This window comes from Marasmitruncus massiliensis (assembly GCF_900186535.1).
Classification (GTDB): domain Bacteria; phylum Bacillota; class Clostridia; order Oscillospirales; family Ruminococcaceae; genus Anaerotruncus; species Anaerotruncus massiliensis_A.
Genome location: NZ_FYDE01000003.1, coordinates 206,694 through 222,576, shown reverse-complemented (window position 1 = coordinate 222,576; position 15,883 = coordinate 206,694). Strand labels below are relative to the sequence as shown.

At 54.7% G+C, this 15,883-nt stretch carries 11 protein-coding genes; 10 read left to right on the top strand and 1 reads right to left on the bottom strand.

Annotated elements, in window-relative coordinates; translation table 11 throughout:
- Nucleotides 1-148 precede the first annotated feature (148 nt).
- From C1A10_RS02280 to C1A10_RS02250, 7 genes are read left to right on the top strand one after another with little or no spacing between them, the layout of a single operon-like run.
- Complete coding sequence (locus C1A10_RS02280) at nucleotides 149-922, top strand: dihydroorotate dehydrogenase electron transfer subunit (RefSeq protein WP_101908682.1); 774 nt, start codon at nucleotides 149-151, stop codon at nucleotides 920-922.
- Nucleotides 919-1,830, top strand: a complete 912-nt coding sequence (locus C1A10_RS02275) for a dihydroorotate dehydrogenase (protein WP_101908681.1) — start codon at nucleotides 919-921, stop codon at nucleotides 1,828-1,830. Before C1A10_RS02280 ends, C1A10_RS02275 begins: the two co-directional genes overlap by 4 nt.
- A 37-nt stretch (nucleotides 1,831-1,867) precedes the next feature.
- Entirely contained in the window at nucleotides 1,868-2,563 is a 696-nt protein-coding gene (locus C1A10_RS02270) for a histidine phosphatase family protein (protein WP_101908680.1), read from the top strand.
- Nucleotides 2,560-3,015 (top strand): Holliday junction resolvase RuvX, encoded by a 456-nt coding sequence (gene ruvX / locus C1A10_RS02265; protein ID WP_101908679.1) that lies wholly within the window; start codon nucleotides 2,560-2,562, stop codon nucleotides 3,013-3,015. Before C1A10_RS02270 ends, ruvX begins: the two co-directional genes overlap by 4 nt.
- A 34-nt stretch (nucleotides 3,016-3,049) precedes the next feature.
- Nucleotides 3,050-4,693 carry a glutamate--tRNA ligase gene (gltX, locus tag C1A10_RS02260; protein ID WP_101908678.1) on the top strand — a complete coding sequence of 548 codons (1,644 nt, stop codon included), beginning with the start codon at nucleotides 3,050-3,052 and terminating at the stop codon, nucleotides 4,691-4,693.
- 21 nt (nucleotides 4,694-4,714) lie between these two features.
- Entirely contained in the window at nucleotides 4,715-6,361 is a 1,647-nt protein-coding gene (locus tag C1A10_RS02255) for a glutamine--tRNA ligase/YqeY domain fusion protein (protein WP_101908677.1), read from the top strand.
- A gap of 42 nt (nucleotides 6,362-6,403) precedes the next feature.
- Nucleotides 6,404-10,729 carry an EAL domain-containing protein gene (locus C1A10_RS02250; protein ID WP_101908676.1) on the top strand — a complete coding sequence of 1,442 codons (4,326 nt, stop codon included), beginning with the start codon at nucleotides 6,404-6,406 and terminating at the stop codon, nucleotides 10,727-10,729.
- A 40-nt stretch (nucleotides 10,730-10,769) separates the two neighbouring features.
- Here the strand turns inward: C1A10_RS02250 and yfbR are convergent, their stop codons facing one another.
- Nucleotides 10,770-11,336 (bottom strand): 5'-deoxynucleotidase, encoded by a 567-nt coding sequence (yfbR, locus tag C1A10_RS02245; protein WP_101908675.1) that lies wholly within the window; start codon nucleotides 11,334-11,336, stop codon nucleotides 10,770-10,772.
- Between the two features lie 130 nt (nucleotides 11,337-11,466).
- Here yfbR and C1A10_RS02240 point away from each other — a divergent pair, with 130 nt between their 5' ends.
- Genes C1A10_RS02240 through C1A10_RS02230 form a run of 3 tightly spaced genes read left to right on the top strand, consistent with a single transcriptional unit; the run spans nucleotide 11,467 to nucleotide 15,832 of the window.
- The gene (locus tag C1A10_RS02240) at nucleotides 11,467-13,956 is read left to right on the top strand and encodes a YfhO family protein (RefSeq protein WP_242968805.1); all 2,490 of its coding nucleotides are present in this window, start codon (nucleotides 11,467-11,469) and stop codon (nucleotides 13,954-13,956) included.
- A gap of 20 nt (nucleotides 13,957-13,976) precedes the next feature.
- A complete protein-coding gene (locus tag C1A10_RS02235) occupies nucleotides 13,977-14,930 on the top strand; it encodes a glycosyltransferase family 2 protein (RefSeq protein ID WP_101908673.1) in 954 nt (317 codons plus the stop codon).
- A 14-nt stretch (nucleotides 14,931-14,944) separates the two neighbouring features.
- Nucleotides 14,945-15,832 carry an aldose 1-epimerase family protein gene (locus tag C1A10_RS02230; RefSeq protein ID WP_101908672.1) on the top strand — a complete coding sequence of 296 codons (888 nt, stop codon included), beginning with the start codon at nucleotides 14,945-14,947 and terminating at the stop codon, nucleotides 15,830-15,832.
- The last annotated feature ends 51 nt before the right edge of the window (nucleotides 15,833-15,883 follow it).

Genomic DNA, 15,883 nt, shown 5'->3' with positions numbered 1-15,883 from the left:
GGTCAGGAATTTCCGACTGACCACCGTTTGTGTAAAACGGCACAATAATTGTACTGCAAATCTGTAAAAAATGCAACTGCAGATTGTTATTATGACGGTTTTATAGTATAATAATGGGTAATTTAATCGCAATCGGAGGTCATCACGCATGGCATACCTGCAGGGAACCTATCCCGTGGCAAAAAAGCGGGAATCCGCCCGCGGAATTTACGATTACACAATCTGCTGCCCGTCCATTGCCGAGCAGGCACAGCCCGGACAATTTGTTCATATCCGCGTGGACGGTTTTTCGCTGCGCCGGCCGATCTCCATCTGCGAGACCGACCCGTCGGCCGGCACCATCCGCATTGTCTTTGAGGCGCGCGGGGCCGGTACGGAAAAACTGGCCCAAACCGGCGAAAACGGTACGATGGACCTTCTCGGGCCGCTTGGCAACGGGTTTACCCTTCCAGAGCCCGGCCAGAAGCTGATCGTGGCAGGCGGCGGCATCGGCGTGCCGCCCATGCTCGAAACCGCCAGACGCTTCGGCGGAGATACCACCGCTATCATAGGATTCCGCAACAGTAAAGCCGTTATCCTCGAAGACGACTTCAAACGGCTCGGCTGCGACACCCGGCTTGCGACCGACGATGGTTCGGCCGGTTATCATGGCTTTGTGACCGGCCTGCTGGAGCAGCGGCTGGCGGAGGGCAGCGCGGACCTGATCTGCGCCTGCGGCCCGATGCCGATGCTGCGCGGCGTTGTCGCAATGGCGCAGGCGCATGGAATTCCCACCCAGGTCTCTCTGGAGGAACGCATGGGGTGCGGCGTGGGCGCCTGCCTGGTCTGCGCCTGCAAAACCGTAAGGGACGGCCGCGAGGTCTTTTCCCACGTCTGCAAGGACGGCCCGGTATTCGACGGAAAGGACGTGGTCTTTGAATGAGCAGCCTGAAGGTAAACGTTGCGGGCGTCGCGTTCAAAAATCCTGTGATTCTGGCGTCCGGCTGCTGCGGCTTCGGACGCGAATATGATAAACTCTATCCCGTGGAAAAACTGGGCGGCCTTTCGTTGAAAGGAACCACCCTGCTGGAACGGCAGGGCAACCCTCCCTGCCGCATCGCCGAAACGCCGTCCGGCATGCTGAATTCCGTGGGACTGCAAAATCCGGGCGCAGAGGTATTACTCAAAAAGGAGCTGCCCGCGCTTGCCGGTCGGGATACTGTGATCATCGCCAACGTTGCCGGTTCCACACCGGAGGATTACTGCGCCATTGCCGAGCTTCTGGACGACAGTGAAGTTGATATGCTGGAGGTCAACATCTCCTGTCCCAATGTCAAGGAGGGCGGTGCGGCTTTCGGCACCTCCTGCGAAACCGCCGCAGGCGTCATCGCCGGCATGCGCCGCTATACCACCAAGCCGATGATGGTCAAGCTGTCGCCGAATGTGACAGACATCGTTTCAATTGCCAAGGCGGTGGAGGGGGCAGGCGCCGATGCCGTTTCGCTGATCAACACTCTGCTTGGCATGCGCATCGACCTTAAAACCCGCCGCCCCATCCTGCACAACAATGTGGGCGGGCTTTCCGGCCCGGCCGTCTTTCCGGTGGCTGTGCGGATGGTCTGGCAGGTGGCAAACGCCGTTCAGATTCCCGTTGTGGGGCTGGGCGGCATCGAAAAGTGGCAGGACGCCATCGAAATGATGATGGCGGGCGCACGCGCAATTCAGATCGGCGCCGCTTTGTTCAGCGACCCTTACGCCCCGCTCAAGGTTTTGGCGGGAATGGAGCAGTGGCTCGATGAAAACGGCATTGCCGACATCAACGAGATTGTCGGCACGGTCAGGCCGTGGTAGGCGGCTGACCGGAAAAATCTGATTCTCGGAGGGACTTATGGAGACTACGATTTACCTCATTCGCCACGCGCAGGCGGAAGGCAACTGGAAGCGGCTGTTTCAGGGGCATACCGATGCCGAAGTCAGCGATGTGGGATATCAGCAGCTTACTTCCCTTTCTCACCGCATGCAGAACATCCGCTTTGACGCAGTCTACGCAAGCCCCCTCGCCCGCGCCGTCCAGACTGCCCAGGCTGTCAATCAAGGCGTTCCCATCATCATTCGCCCCGAATTAATGGAAATCAACGGCGGCGCGTTTGAGGGCGTTCCCTTCTGCGAACTGCCGCAGCGGTTTCCGGAAGCATTCGGGCACTGGGAGGAACATCCCGAGCTTTGCGTCCCTCCGGAAGGGGAACCCATGGCGGAGGTTTACGCCCGCATGAAATCCGCCGTCGACGGGATTGCGCGGGAAAATGCCGGCAAGACCCTTGCGGTTGTCTCCCACGGCTGCGCAATCCGCTGTTATTTGTGCTACGCCAGCGGCTGGGGAATCGAAAAACTGCGCTATATGCCGTGGTGCGATAATACCGCGGTCAGCAAGCTTGTATATGACCATCAGTTTCTTCCAAAACTGATTTATCTGAACGATTCCGGGCATCTGCCGGAAGAGCAGTCCACCTTTGCAACGCAGAACTGGTGGAAAAAGGTTCCGGAACTGCCCAAAGAAGAACCTGCAAAAGGAGAAATCGTATGAAAATTATGGCTGTTGATTACGGAGACGCCCGCACCGGGCTGGCTGTCTGCGACCGCACGGAATATCTGGCTTCGCCCGTCGGCGTTATCCACGACCGCACGTTTGACAGCATCCTGCGCAAAGTGGCGGCGGCAGTCGTCGAATTTGACGTCGGCATGGTGGTGGTCGGTCACCCGCTCAATATGAACGGTTCCGCCGGCCCGCGGGCAAAGCTGTGCGAGAGCTTTGCGGAGAAGCTCGGCGAGCTGGTCGGCGTCCCTGTCCGGCTTTGGGACGAACGCGGCACCACCGTATCCGCCATCGGCTATCTCAACGAAACGGATACGCGCGGAAAAAAGCGCAAAGAAGTGGTGGATGCTGTCGCAGCAACGATTATTTTGGAGAGCTTCCTTAATTATCGTAAAAACCATGTGGAAATGAGTGGAAATTCCGACAGCGGCGTAGTAAAATAGGTTTTGGAGAAGATTCAAGCAAAGGAGCACAATCATGGATTACAACGCACTTGCAGACCTGCTGTTCCCCCGGATTACCACGGTTCCAGCCGACATTGAAGCCGGCTACCCGCCGCGGCAGCTCCCGGAAGGAGCCAAAGTAACCCGCATCGCCCCCAGCCCCACCGGCTTTATGCATCTGGGGAACCTGTTCGGGGCCATTGCGGACGAGCGTCTCGCCCACCAGAGCGGCGGTATCTTCTATCTGCGCATCGAAGACACCGATCAGAAGCGCGAGGTGGCGGGCAGCGTGGAAACGATTCTGAACGTTTTCCGCGACTATGAACTGAACTTTGACGAAGGGGCCGTCCTCGACGGCGACAACGGACGCTACGGCCCGTATCGACAGCGACAGCGTGCGCAGATTTACCAGACCTACGCCAAATGGCTGGTACAGCAGGGCAAGGCCTATCCGTGCTTTTGTACCGAGGAAGAGCTTGCCGCCATTCATGAAAAGCAGGCGGAGCAAAAAGAAAATTTCGGCTATTACGGCAAATGGGCGGTTCACCGCGATATGCCTTTTGATGAAATAGAGAAACGGGTGGACGGCGGCGAGCCGTTCGTACTGCGTTTTCGCAGTGAAGGCAGCCTTGAACACCGTGTAAAATTCAACGATCTGGTCAAAGGCGCCATGGAATTCCCCGAAAACGACCAGGACGTTGTCCTGCTAAAATCTGACGGCATCCCGACCTATCATTTCGCGCATGTGGTGGATGACCACCTGATGGGCACCACCCACGTCGTGCGCGGCGAGGAATGGCTTGCCACGCTACCGATTCATCTGCAGCTGTTCCAGGCCATGGGCTGGAAGCCGCCGAAATATATCCACACCGCCCAGCTGATGAAGATGGACGGCGAATCCAAGCGCAAGCTTTCCAAACGCAAGGATCCCGAACTAGCGCTTGATTTCTATCAGCGGCAGGGATATTGCGTACCGGCGGTCAAGGAATATATCCTCACATTGCTGAATTCCAATTTTGAGGATTGGCGCCTTGCCAACCCCGACGCGCCGATGGAGGACTTTGTGTTCACCACCAAAAAGATGGGCGTTTCCGGCGCGCTGTTTGACATTGAAAAGCTCAACGACGTTTCCAAAAACGTCATTTCCCGGATGACCGCGGAAGAGGTCTATACCCTGCTGTCCGCATGGGCAAAGCAGTTTGACGAGCTGTTTTATGCGCTGCTTACCCGCGACCCGGACTATGCAAAAGCCATCCTGGCAATCGGCCGCGGCGGCAAAAAGCCCCGCAAGGACCTTGCGGTCTGGAGCGAAGCGAAAGCTTATATGGACTTTTTCTTCGACGAGCTGTTCCAGCCGGATTATACGGCGTACCCTGAAAACACCCTCGGCGATGTCCGACAAATTCTGAACGACTATGCCGGGGTCTATGATCCCGCCGACGACAGCGGCCAGTGGTTTGAGCGCATCAAAGCGCTGGCGGACAAGCTGGGGTATGCCTCCAACATGAAAGACTATAAAAAGAATCCAGAAGCGTACCGGGGAAGCGTGGCCGATATCAGCATGGTCATCCGCGTGGCGGTGACCGGGCGGCAAAATTCCCCCGACATGTACGATGTGATGCAGGTGCTCGGGCAGAAAAAGGTTCTGGAGCGCCTGCGCAAAGCGGCTGAAAACTGAATATTTGGAGAGTGATGATCAATGGGCGAAACCGCCTCTAATTTTATCCATGAAGTCATTGATGAAGATATTGCAAACGGGCTCAAAGAGCGCATTCATACCCGTTTTCCGCCGGAGCCGAACGGCTATCTGCATATTGGCAGTGCAAAAGCGATCTGGATTAATTACAGCACCGCTAAAAAATATAACGGCCTGTTTAACCTGCGCTTTGACGACACCAACCCTGTCAAAGAGGATACCGAATATGTGGAATCCATTGAAGAGGACCTCCGCTGGCTGGGCGCGGTCCCCGACGGTATCTATTACGGTTCCGATTATTTTGACCAGTGCTACGCCTACGCTGTCCAACTAATCAAGGACGGGAAGGCATACGTCTGCGATCTCACGCCGGACGAAATGCGCGAATACCGCGGCACTTTGAAAGAGCCGGGCAGGGAAAGCCCCTATCGCAGCCGTTCCGTCGAGGAAAACCTCGACCTGTTTGAGCGGATGAAGAACGGCGAATTCCCCGACGGCAGCAAGACGCTGCGCGCGAAAATTGATATGGCTTCGCCGAACATGAACATGCGCGACCCCGCGATCTACCGGATTGTGCGCGCTCATCACCACCGTCAGGGCGACAAATGGTGCATCTATCCTCTTTATGATTACGCACACCCGATTCAGGACGCAATTGAGGGGATTACCCATTCCCTCTGCTCGCTGGAGTTTGAGAACCACCGTCCGCTCTATGAGTGGGTGGTCGACAATATTGACTTTGCCAAAAAGCCCAAACAGCGGGAATTCGCGCGGCTCAACATCACGCACACTGTCATGTCCAAGCGTTATCTGCGTGAACTGGTGGAAACGGGCAAAGTGGACGGCTGGGACGACCCGCGCATGCCGACGCTCTGCGCCCTGCGCCGCCGCGGCTACACCCCGAGTTCCATCTTTGAGTTTGTTAAACGCGCGGGGGTGGCAAAAGCCAACAGCCTTGTGGATATCAAATTGCTGGAATACTGCATCCGCGAAGAGCTTAACGCGTCCGCGCCCCGCCGTATGGCGGTTACCGAACCGCTTAAGGTCGTAATTACCAATTATCCCGCCGGGCAGACGGAGTTTTTCGAGGTGGCAAACAATCCTGTCGACCCCGAAGCGGGTTCCCGCCAGGTTGCTTTTTCGGAGGAGCTTTATATCGAGCAGTCCGACTTTGCGGAGGTTCCCCCGCCGAAATACCAACGTCTCAAGCCGGACGGCGAGGTCCGCCTGATGGGCGCTTATATTATCCGCTGCAACGAGATCGTGCGGGATGAAAACGGCGAGATCAAAGAACTTCGCTGTACCGCCGACCTGGAAACCAAAAACGGCGTCCCCGCAGACGGGCGCAAGGTGCGCGGCACCATCCACTGGGTTTCTTCCCGGCACGCCGTGGACGCTCAGATCATGCTCTACGACAACCTGTTTACGCTGGAAAACGTGGGGGATGTTCCGGAAGGCACCAATTATCTGGACTTTCTGAGCCCTGACTCGCTTACGGTTCTCAAAAACTGCAAGCTCGAAGCTTCGCTTGCGCAGGCAAAGCCGGGCGACCGGTTCCAGTTTGTCAGGATGGGCTATTTCTGCGCCGACAGCCGCAACAGCGGGACTTTTAACCGCGTTGTTACTTTAAAGGACAGTTTCAAAATATAATCCCGTTCAGCGCTCCTCGGATTTGAGAAAGGATGTGCCAAATTGGAACCGGAAAACAACAATGTTTTATCTTTTGCAAAAAAGATCTGGCATTCCTATCTGGTAGACAGGGATAACACCTTCCTTCTTCCGCATTTCGATGAACAACTCAGTTGGATAGGAACCGGGAAAGATGAGTTTTTTCTCTCTTCGGAGGAAGCTCTGGCCGCCGTGCGCCGTGAACTGAGTAAAGATTCCAGCACTCTGGATATTCTGCGCGAACGCTATCATCCGATCAGTCTTGGAAACGGGGTTTGGCTGGTAGTTGGTTTCATCATTGCCTGCGCTCCGGGAGGCAGGGAGGATCTTGCGCTTTTCCCAATCCGATTTACCGCCGTTATCCGCCGGGACCCGGAGACCGAATTCAAAATCATCCATTTTCACACCTCCGTGCCAAGCGATTTGCAGGAGAGCGGGGCATTTTTCCCCGCATGTATTTCGCGGCGCTCTTACGAGACACTTGTTCGTCAAATGAGCAAGAAAACCCGGGAAATGGAGGCTCTCGCCAACGGTATTTCAGGAGGGGTGGCGAAAATCCGGCTGGATACAGATCGGTTCACGCTGCTTTACGCGAATGACGGGTTTTTCCAGCTAAGCGGGCGGACCCGTGTACAGTGTGAAGACGCCCTGAATCAGGGCAGACTCGCGCAGGCAATTCATCCGGACGATTACCGGGAACTGCTGGCGGCTCTTCATGGAACCGCCGATACCAATGAGACGCTTTCCAAAGAAATTCGCATCTACAAACACGACGGAACCATGGCGTGGATCTACCTGCGGATCACATTTCTGGAAATGCAGGGCGGGCGTCCGGTGTTTCAGGGCGTTTTTGTGGATCTGACCGAACAGAAAAAAACGCAGCAAAACCTTGAACGGACCAACCGTGAGCTCCGGCAGCTCACCGATTCCATTCCCGGCGGTGTTGCCGCCGTGCTTTTGGACGAAGGGCTTTCCCTGCTCTATGCCAATGACCGCTTTTTCAATCTGATAGGATTTCCCAATGATGACAGCCAAAATAACAGCTATCGGCTTGGTGAGTCTGTGCACCCTGACGATCTTCCCGGCCTGCAGAAGCTGCTGCATAATCGGATCATCCGTAATGAAATGGCACATACGGAATGCCGGGTCCGCTCGGTCGACGGAAAAAATATCTGGCTGGCACTCAATGCAAGCAAAATTGACGAACAAAGCGGATTCCCTGTCATGCTTTGTGTATTCATGGATATTACAAATCTGAAATCCGTACAGCAGGCGCTTGAGATCGAAAAAGAGCGCTACCGTATTGTCGCCGGTTTCAGCAAAGATCTTTTGTTTGAATATGACATTGCAACCGGTTCCCTATGCTATTTTAATTCAGGAGCAGGGATGCAGCGGTCCGAACGGTATTTTCCTTCCTTTCGGGATGCGATGCTCGAAAAAAACGCGGTCTTTTCTGAAGACCTTCCCGTCTTTCAGCAGCTTTGCGACCATCTGGAAAACGGCGTGAGTGAATTTACTTTCGAGCTGCGGTGCAGCCTTCTGACCGACCAGTACGGCTGGACGCGTGTGCAGGGGAAAACCATCTGCGGCGAACTGGGCGAACCGGTTAAGGCGATCGGGCTGATTTCCAATATCGACGCACAAAAGCGGGAAATTGAAGGGCTGATTGAAAAAGCCCAGTTTGACACTTTGACCGGCCTTTATAACCGCGGCACAGCCGAAACGCTGATCGGGCAGATAATTGCCCAGGAGCCCAACCGGCAGCACGCGTTCATTATCGCCGACCTGGACCGCTTCAAAGACATCAACGACACGCTCGGGCACATGACCGGAGATTCAGTCCTTACCGAGGTGTCGGGGCAGCTGCGTTCCATCATGCGCGATACGGATATCGTGGGGCGCATGGGCGGAGACGAATTCCTGATCTTTTTAAAAAATATCGGCTCGGTGAGGGCAATCCGCCGCAAGGCACAGGAAATCTGCGATATTTTTCGCGGCACCCGAATCGGGCGGAACAGCCGCCCGATTTCCGGCAGCGTCGGGGTGGCCCTGTACCCGAATGACGGCGAAAGCTTTGATGAGCTGTTCGTCAAGGCTGACGCCGCGCTGTACGGCGCCAAGCGGCGGGGCAAAGACTGCTATATGCTTTATTCCAGCGAAATCGAGCTGACCGACGGCGCATTATCGGATACCAGCCTCGCGCCGCCGGATGAAACAGCTTTGGCCATGCCGGGATTCCAGCAGGCGCTCCGGGAACTGCTTGACTGCGCCGCCGATCCGGATGTCACAATCCAGCAGCTTCTCGCAGGAACGGGCAGGCTGCTCAATCTGTCGAGGGTTGTGCTTCTTGAGCCGGCGGGAAATTCCGGCGGGATGCGTGTTGTCAACGAGTGGTGCGGTAAAGGTGCCCCTTCCACAAGGGGCAGCCTGCAAAAAATTTCTGTTTCGGAATGGCAGAACGGGTTCATACCCTATTTCCGCAGCGGCATTCTGGTGTGCGCCGATGCCCGCATGCTTCGCCTTCCGGAATCCATTCGCGTGATCTATGCCCGTTTTTCAACGCGCGCACAGATCCAGTATCTGATCGGGGATTCCAAAACACCTCATGGGGCGGTCTGCTTTGATATCTGTGACCGGGTGCATGAATGGTCCTGCGATGAAATCGATGCGCTTTCCGCTTTGGCAAAAGTAATCAGCGCACGGCTGTTGGATTCCCGCGCGAAAGAGCAGTTCAGCGGCCGTAACCTGCTTTTGGAAGCCGCCGCGCACAACCCGAACCTCTATTCCTATGCAGTTCGCCCCAATACATACAAATTGCTTTTTATTGACCCGGGGATGCAGCAGCTTTATCCGGATGCCAACCCCGGCGACCTATGCTATCAGGCTTTCCGCTTTGGCAGCTTCCCGTGCATGCATTGTCCGATGAAGCCGGAAAACGGGGGAATTTCGGAATATTATAACAGCCATCTTGGGTGGTGGGTCAACACGACCTCTTCGCGGATTTCCATGGACGGCAACGAGGACGCCATTGTGGTTTGCTTTTCCAATATCACCAGCTTCCGCCGCCGCATTATGACCACCGATTCCCTGACCGGCCTTTCCAATATGACTGAATTTGAAACCGACGCGCTCTCCCTGCTCAAACGGCGCGGCAGATCCAATTACGCGCTGGTGTATATGGATTTCAACAAATTTAAGTATATCAACGAAGCCTGCGGTTACCATACCGGCGACCAGGTCCTGATCGCTTTCTCCCGGGTTTTGCTTTCTTCCCTGCATCCCGGAGAATTGGCCTGCCGGTATACTTCGGATATGTTTCTCACTCTTTTGCGCTATGACGACAGAGGGGAACTGGGAATCCGTCTTCAAAACCTTCAATCGAAAATGGCGGAGAGTGTGCGCGACATCACGCAGGGTCTTACGATCTCCATTTCCGGCGGCGTTTGCTTTGTGGAACCTGACGGCCCCAGCGATTTTATTACGATTGTGGACCGTGCCAACATTGCCCGCAAATCCATTAAGGGGCCTCAGGCAAACAGTTTTGCAATTTACGACCATGCGCTTCACCTCAAGACTACCCGCGAAAAGGAAATCGAACTTTTGATGTCCGGAGCCTTAAAGAACAACGAATTCGTAGCGTTCTTTCAGCCGAAAATCGACCTCAAAACCGGGAAAATCGTGGGGGCGGAAGCGCTTGTGCGCTGGCACAGGGATTTTGGGCAGATGGTAATGCCATCAGAATTTATTCCGCTGTTCGAAAAAAACAGTTTTATCAAGCAGCTCGATTTTTATATTCATGATCAGGTGTTTCAGTTGCTGCGGAAATGTCTGGATGAAGGGAAGCCTCTGATTCCAATTTCCGTCAATATTTCCCGCGTCGATATTTTGGACGACCGGTTCATCCCGTTTTTCGAAACCTCACTGAAAAAATATCAGCTTCCTCCGGAGTTGATCGAACTCGAGCTGACCGAAAGCGTGTTTCTCGACACAACCGATACGCTGATAGAATCTATCAACCGCCTTCGCGCAATGGGCATGCTGTTCTCCATAGACGACTTTGGCTCGGGATATTCTTCCCTGAATCTCCTGCGGCGCCTGCCCATTGACGTGCTCAAGCTGGACCGGGAATTTTTAAGCTCCGGGCATGCCACCCAAAAGGAGCAGGCGGTGATTTCCAGCGTGATCCATATGGCGAAATCGCTTGACATTGTAGTGCTGTCCGAAGGCGTGGAGACTGCCGAACAGGCTGAATTTCTCAAATCTGCGGGCTGTGACCTCGCACAGGGCTACTTGTATTCCAAACCGCTGCCGGTAGAGGCATTTCTGAATAAGCTTGCCGCGCAGTTTTAAAAAACGGCATGCCCGATAGGGGCATGCCGTTTTCCACGGTTTATTCGGCCTGCAGTTCGTCCAGAGTCCGCTCATAGAATGGCAGAAACTGTTCCAGAAACGTATCCACAGCGGGAAGCTTCATCGCCTTGAGTGCGGCGAGCTGCGCTTCTTTTGCGCTGCAGAAATCACGGTTGCCCATCTGGATTTCCTCGACACATTTCAGCAGCGCGGAAAGCTTATCCGCTGCTTTTACCAGCTTTCGAACCTGCTCGTCCTCTTCAAAAAAACACGGTTCATACTGTGCGGATAATTCTTTCGGAAGGGCGGACAGCAGCCGTTCTGCCGCCGCCCGCTCAATCTGCCGGTAGTTTTTGCGGATTTCGGGGTTGTCATATTTAATCGGTGTCGGAAGATCCCCCGTGATGATTTCACTGCAGTCATGGTACAGCGCACAGAACACCGCGCGGGACGGCTCTATCCCCGACATCAACGCCAAAGCATGTGCGATATACGCGACTTCCAGCGTATGCTCACTCAGGTTTTCCTGTCTTGCGTTGCGCATCAGCCCCCAGCGGTTGATATATTTCATGCGCGAAAGCAGCGCAAAAAAACTGTAACTCTTCATTTCATCCGCTCCTTTTTACTGTCGGATACCATCATATCAGAAATTTACACATTTTAAAAGACGCGCTTTTAAAATGCATTTATTGTGGTATAATTTAACTATCTTTGTTATCGCGTCGCGGAGGTTTATCATGGAATTGCAGCAAAACACAACGTCAAGGCCATGCCGCAAGGCTTTTTGTATTGCCCTGTTGACAGCGTCTGTCATTTTTATCCCGTTTATGATTTGGGACAAGGGATATTTTTTCTTTTTCGGAGATTTCAACGTCCAGCAGATTCCTTTTTATAAGCTGGCTCATGAGGCGGTGCGCAGCGGGGCTGTTTTCTGGAACTGGTACACCGACCTCGGCGCAAACTTTATTGGTTCCTACAGCTTTTATTTGATCGGCAGCCCCTTCTTTTGGCTGACGCTGCCGTTCCCCACGGAATTTGTTCCCCACCTGATGGCGCCGCTGTTGATTCTCAAGCATGCCTGCGCCGCATTCACCGGTACGCTTTATTTGAAGCGGTTTGTCCGCACGCCGAATTACGCCGTTCTCGGGGGGGTGCTCTACGCGTTTTCCGGGTTTACGGTTTACAATATCTTTTTCAACCACTTTCATGAGGCGATTATCTGTTTCCCTTTGCTGCTGGTAGGGCTTGAGGAACTGATCGTCAACGACCGGCGCGGTCTGTTTGCGCTTTCGGTGGCAATCAACGCGTTTATCAATTACTGGTTTTTCATCGGCGAAGTGGTGTTCGTCATTCTCTATTTTATCATCCGCTCATTGTCGCCCGACTGGAAGATGAGCTTCCGCAAGTTTTTCCGGACAGCGTTCGAATCGGTCATCGGCGTTCTGCTGTCGATGTGCCTTCTGCTGCCCTCGGTGCTTGCGATTATGGGCAACCCCAGAACCGGCATCACCGAGCTGCTCGACGGCTGGAATTTCTGGCTGTACTGGCACTGCCAGCTCTATCCCGCAATCGGCGCTTCTGCCTTTTTTCCGCCCGACCTGCCCTCGCGCCCCAACCTGTTCCCCGACCGCGGGGCAAAATGGGCTTCGCTTTCGGCCTGGCTGCCGTTTTTCAGCATGTCCGGCGTGATTGCCTACCTGCAGTGCAAGCGCGACTGGCTGCGCAGAATCCTGCTGATCAGCTTCCTGTTTGCGCTGGTTCCGGGCCTGAACAGCATGTTCATCCTGTTTAACGGTTCCTACTATGCGCGCTGGTACTATATGCCGGTGCTGCTGATGGCGCTTGCCACCATCCGCGCGCTGGAAAACCGCTCGATCGATCTGAAGCGCGGATTCCGCTGGACGATGGTCATCACCGCTGCAACCTCTGCGATTCTGGCGTTTACGCCCATTATCGATTCCGCCGGAAAGGTAACCTGGGGGCTTACCAAATATCCCGAACGCTTCCTTGCCATCGCCGCCATCGCTTTGGCGGGGCTGATTGCTCTGGGGATCCTCCTTCGGCGCTACCGCGAATCCAAACTGTTTTTCCGCATGCTCTGCGGCTGCCTGTGCTTTATCATTGTCGCTTATACCGGCACCTTTATCGGCATGGGCAAAACCCATTCGGATGACACCGATTTCATCCGCGACGTAGCCCTGAAAGGGCGCTATCAGCTCCAGCTTCCGGATAGTGATACTTTTGCGCGGTCAGATATCTATAATGGCATGGACAACCTGGGTATGTACTGGCATCTGCCGAATATTCAGGCTTTCCACAGCATTATCCCTGTCTCCATTATGGATTTTTACCCCAAAGTCGGCGTCAAGCGCGACGTTTCCTCCAAGCCGGAGACAAAATATTATCAGCTGCGTCCCCTGCTCTCCGTGCGCTGGCTGTTCGTCAAGGAAGATGAAGAAAATCAAGATCTGATGCCCGGATGGGAACTGCAGTCCACGCAGCTTGGCTACCATATCTATGAAAACCAGAATTTTATCCCGATGGGTTTCACCTATGATTATTATATCAATGAGCGTGATTTTGAAAAAATCCCGGAAGAAAAACGGGCGGCTGTGCTCCTGCGCGCATTAATCCTGCCGGACGACGACAGTCTGGATTACACCGACATCCTCGAACGGATGCCGCAGGAATATTATGAGGATCTCGGTGAAGAGGATTATTTCACCGACTGCCAAAACCGGCGCGCAACCGCCGGTGACTCATTCGTCATCGACCGGCGCGGTTTTACCTCCGAAATCAATCTGCCGCGTGAAAACCTTGTCTTTTATTCGGTTCCTCATGATAAGGGCTGGTCTGCCACGGTAAACGGGGAACCGGCTGAAATCCAGAAAGTCTCCATCGGTTTCATGGCGGTCCGCGCGCCAGCGGGACAGAATACCATCCGCTTTACGTACACCCCGCCCGGGCTGTACGCCGGCATTGCCGCAAGCGCCGGGGGACTGGTACTGTTGCTTATCTATCTGCTGCTTTGGAAGCGTTTTAGAAAAGCCGCCCCTGAAAAAGAGCGGCCTGTTGAATGTGAGGAGTCCGACGTCTTCTATCCCGAAAACGAACCGCAGGCGGAGTGGCTGGACACCCCGGAAAACGACAAAAGCGAGGACGAACTTCCAAAACCGCCCGAAGAATGGTTTGATTCGCCCGATGCGCCGGAAAATAACGACCGTTGACTTTCAGAAGGAGGCTCACAATGAACGAAACCCTATACCTCGTCATCCCCTGTTACAACGAACAGGAGGTGCTGCCGGAAACCTCCAGGCGCCTTGCGGCAAAGCTGGGCGGCATGATGGACAAAGGGGTTGTGTCGGAAAACAGCCGGGTCCTGTTCGTGGATGACGGCAGCCGGGACACCACCTGGGCCATCATTGCCGACCTGCATAAAAAGCAGCCCCATCTGTTTTCCGGACTGAAGCTGGCGCACAACCGCGGGCATCAGAACGCGCTTGTGGCGGGGCTGACCATGGCCAAGGATTACTGCGACATGGCAATCTCGCTGGATGCCGACCTGCAGGACGACGTGGACGCGATTGACAAATTCGTCAGCGAATATTACGGCGGCTGTGACATCGTGTACGGCGTGCGTTCGTCGCGCGCCAAGGACACTGTTTTTAAGCGTTCCACAGCGCTCGGTTACTACAAATTTCTTAAGCTGATGGGCGTCGAGATCGTTGAAAATCACGCGGATTACCGGCTGATGAGCCGCCGCGCGCTGGAAGCGCTGATGCAGTACGACGAAGTGAATTTATTTCTGCGCGGTATTGTGCCGCTCATCGGTTTCCGTACTTCCATCGTTACCTACGAACGCAGCGAGCGGTTCGCGGGAGAATCTAAATACCCGCTCAAAAAGATGCTGGCTTTCGCCATCGACGGCATCACTTCCTTTTCGGTGAAGCCCATCCGGTTTATCACCGCTCTCGGGATGCTGATTTTCGCCGGCAGCGTCATCGCCCTGCTCACACTGCTGCTGCTGAAGCTGTTTGGGTATACCGTAACAGGCTGGACAACCCTGATGGGTTCCATCTGGGCCATCGGAGGCATCCAGCTGCTCTGTCTGGGCGTGATCGGCGAGTATATCGGCAAAATTTATATTGAGGTGAAGCACCGTCCGCGTTTTCTCGTGGACCGCTTTTTAAACCAAAAATAGAGGAGGACCATCCTATGTCACAGTATCAGCTCAAATATGGAAAAGCAACCGCAGCCGTCAATTCCATCGGAGGCGAGCTTGCTTCCTACGTAGCCGCAAACGGCAGGGAATATATCTGGGGCGGCGACCCCGCAGTCTGGGCAAGCCATTCCCCCGTGCTTTTCCCCGTGGTCGGCACCACCATCGACGGCAAAGTCAAAATCGCAGGCAAAGAATATGACATTCAGAAGCACGGCTTCACCCGTAAGCTGGAATTCCAGCCGGGCAAACACGGCGAGGACTTTGTGGAGTACACCCTGAGCTCCAATCCCGATCTGCTCAAGCAGTATCCGTTCGAGTTTACCCTGCATGTCACCCATACGATCTGCGAAGACGGATTCCGCACCGATTTTTTGGTGGAGAATCAATCGGACAGGCGCATGCCCATGTGCATCGGCGGCCATCCCGGCTTCAACTGCCCGATCCGCGACGGGGAATTCTTCGAGGACTATGTACTGAAATTCGAATGTGTGGAGCACACCGAGAACACCCTTGCGCCCAACGGCGGCTGCATCACCGGCACCGAATGGCTGCCTGAATTCACTGATACCGATACGCTTGCCCTCAAGCACAGCCTGTTCGACCCGCGTGACGCGCTGATCTTCGCCGGCCCCAAATCCCGCGTTGTGAAGCTGATCAACGCTAAAACCGGCAAAGGCCTGGAATTTGATTTCCATAAATTTGACGCGCTCGGCATCTGGTCGGCCCCCAACAAGAACGCCCCCTATGTCTGCCTGGAGCCCTGGTGCGGACTGCCTGCCTATCAGGGGGAAACCGGCAACTTTGAGGATAAGCCCTATGTCAGAATCCTGGAGCCCGGCACGAGTTTCCAGGTTGGCTATTCGATGAAAGTAATCGATTAAACAGCCGCTCAAAAGGCGAAATCGGCACTTTGTAAAGAAGTGTCCTTCCAG

Coding starts and splice junctions, on each gene's coding strand:
- C1A10_RS02230 (WP_101908672.1), top strand. CDS start 14,945: ATGTCACAGTATCAGCTCAAATATGGAAAAGCAACCGCAGCCGTCAAT.
- C1A10_RS02235 (WP_101908673.1), top strand. CDS start 13,977: ATGAACGAAACCCTATACCTCGTCATCCCCTGTTACAACGAACAGGAG.
- C1A10_RS02280 (WP_101908682.1), top strand. CDS start 149: ATGGCATACCTGCAGGGAACCTATCCCGTGGCAAAAAAGCGGGAATCC.
- C1A10_RS02240 (WP_242968805.1), top strand. CDS start 11,467: ATGGAATTGCAGCAAAACACAACGTCAAGGCCATGCCGCAAGGCTTTT.
- C1A10_RS02275 (WP_101908681.1), top strand. CDS start 919: ATGAGCAGCCTGAAGGTAAACGTTGCGGGCGTCGCGTTCAAAAATCCT.
- C1A10_RS02255 (WP_101908677.1), top strand. CDS start 4,715: ATGGGCGAAACCGCCTCTAATTTTATCCATGAAGTCATTGATGAAGAT.
- gltX (WP_101908678.1), top strand. CDS start 3,050: ATGGATTACAACGCACTTGCAGACCTGCTGTTCCCCCGGATTACCACG.
- C1A10_RS02270 (WP_101908680.1), top strand. CDS start 1,868: ATGGAGACTACGATTTACCTCATTCGCCACGCGCAGGCGGAAGGCAAC.
- yfbR (WP_101908675.1), bottom strand. CDS start 11,336: ATGAAGAGTTACAGTTTTTTTGCGCTGCTTTCGCGCATGAAATATATC.
- ruvX (WP_101908679.1), top strand. CDS start 2,560: ATGAAAATTATGGCTGTTGATTACGGAGACGCCCGCACCGGGCTGGCT.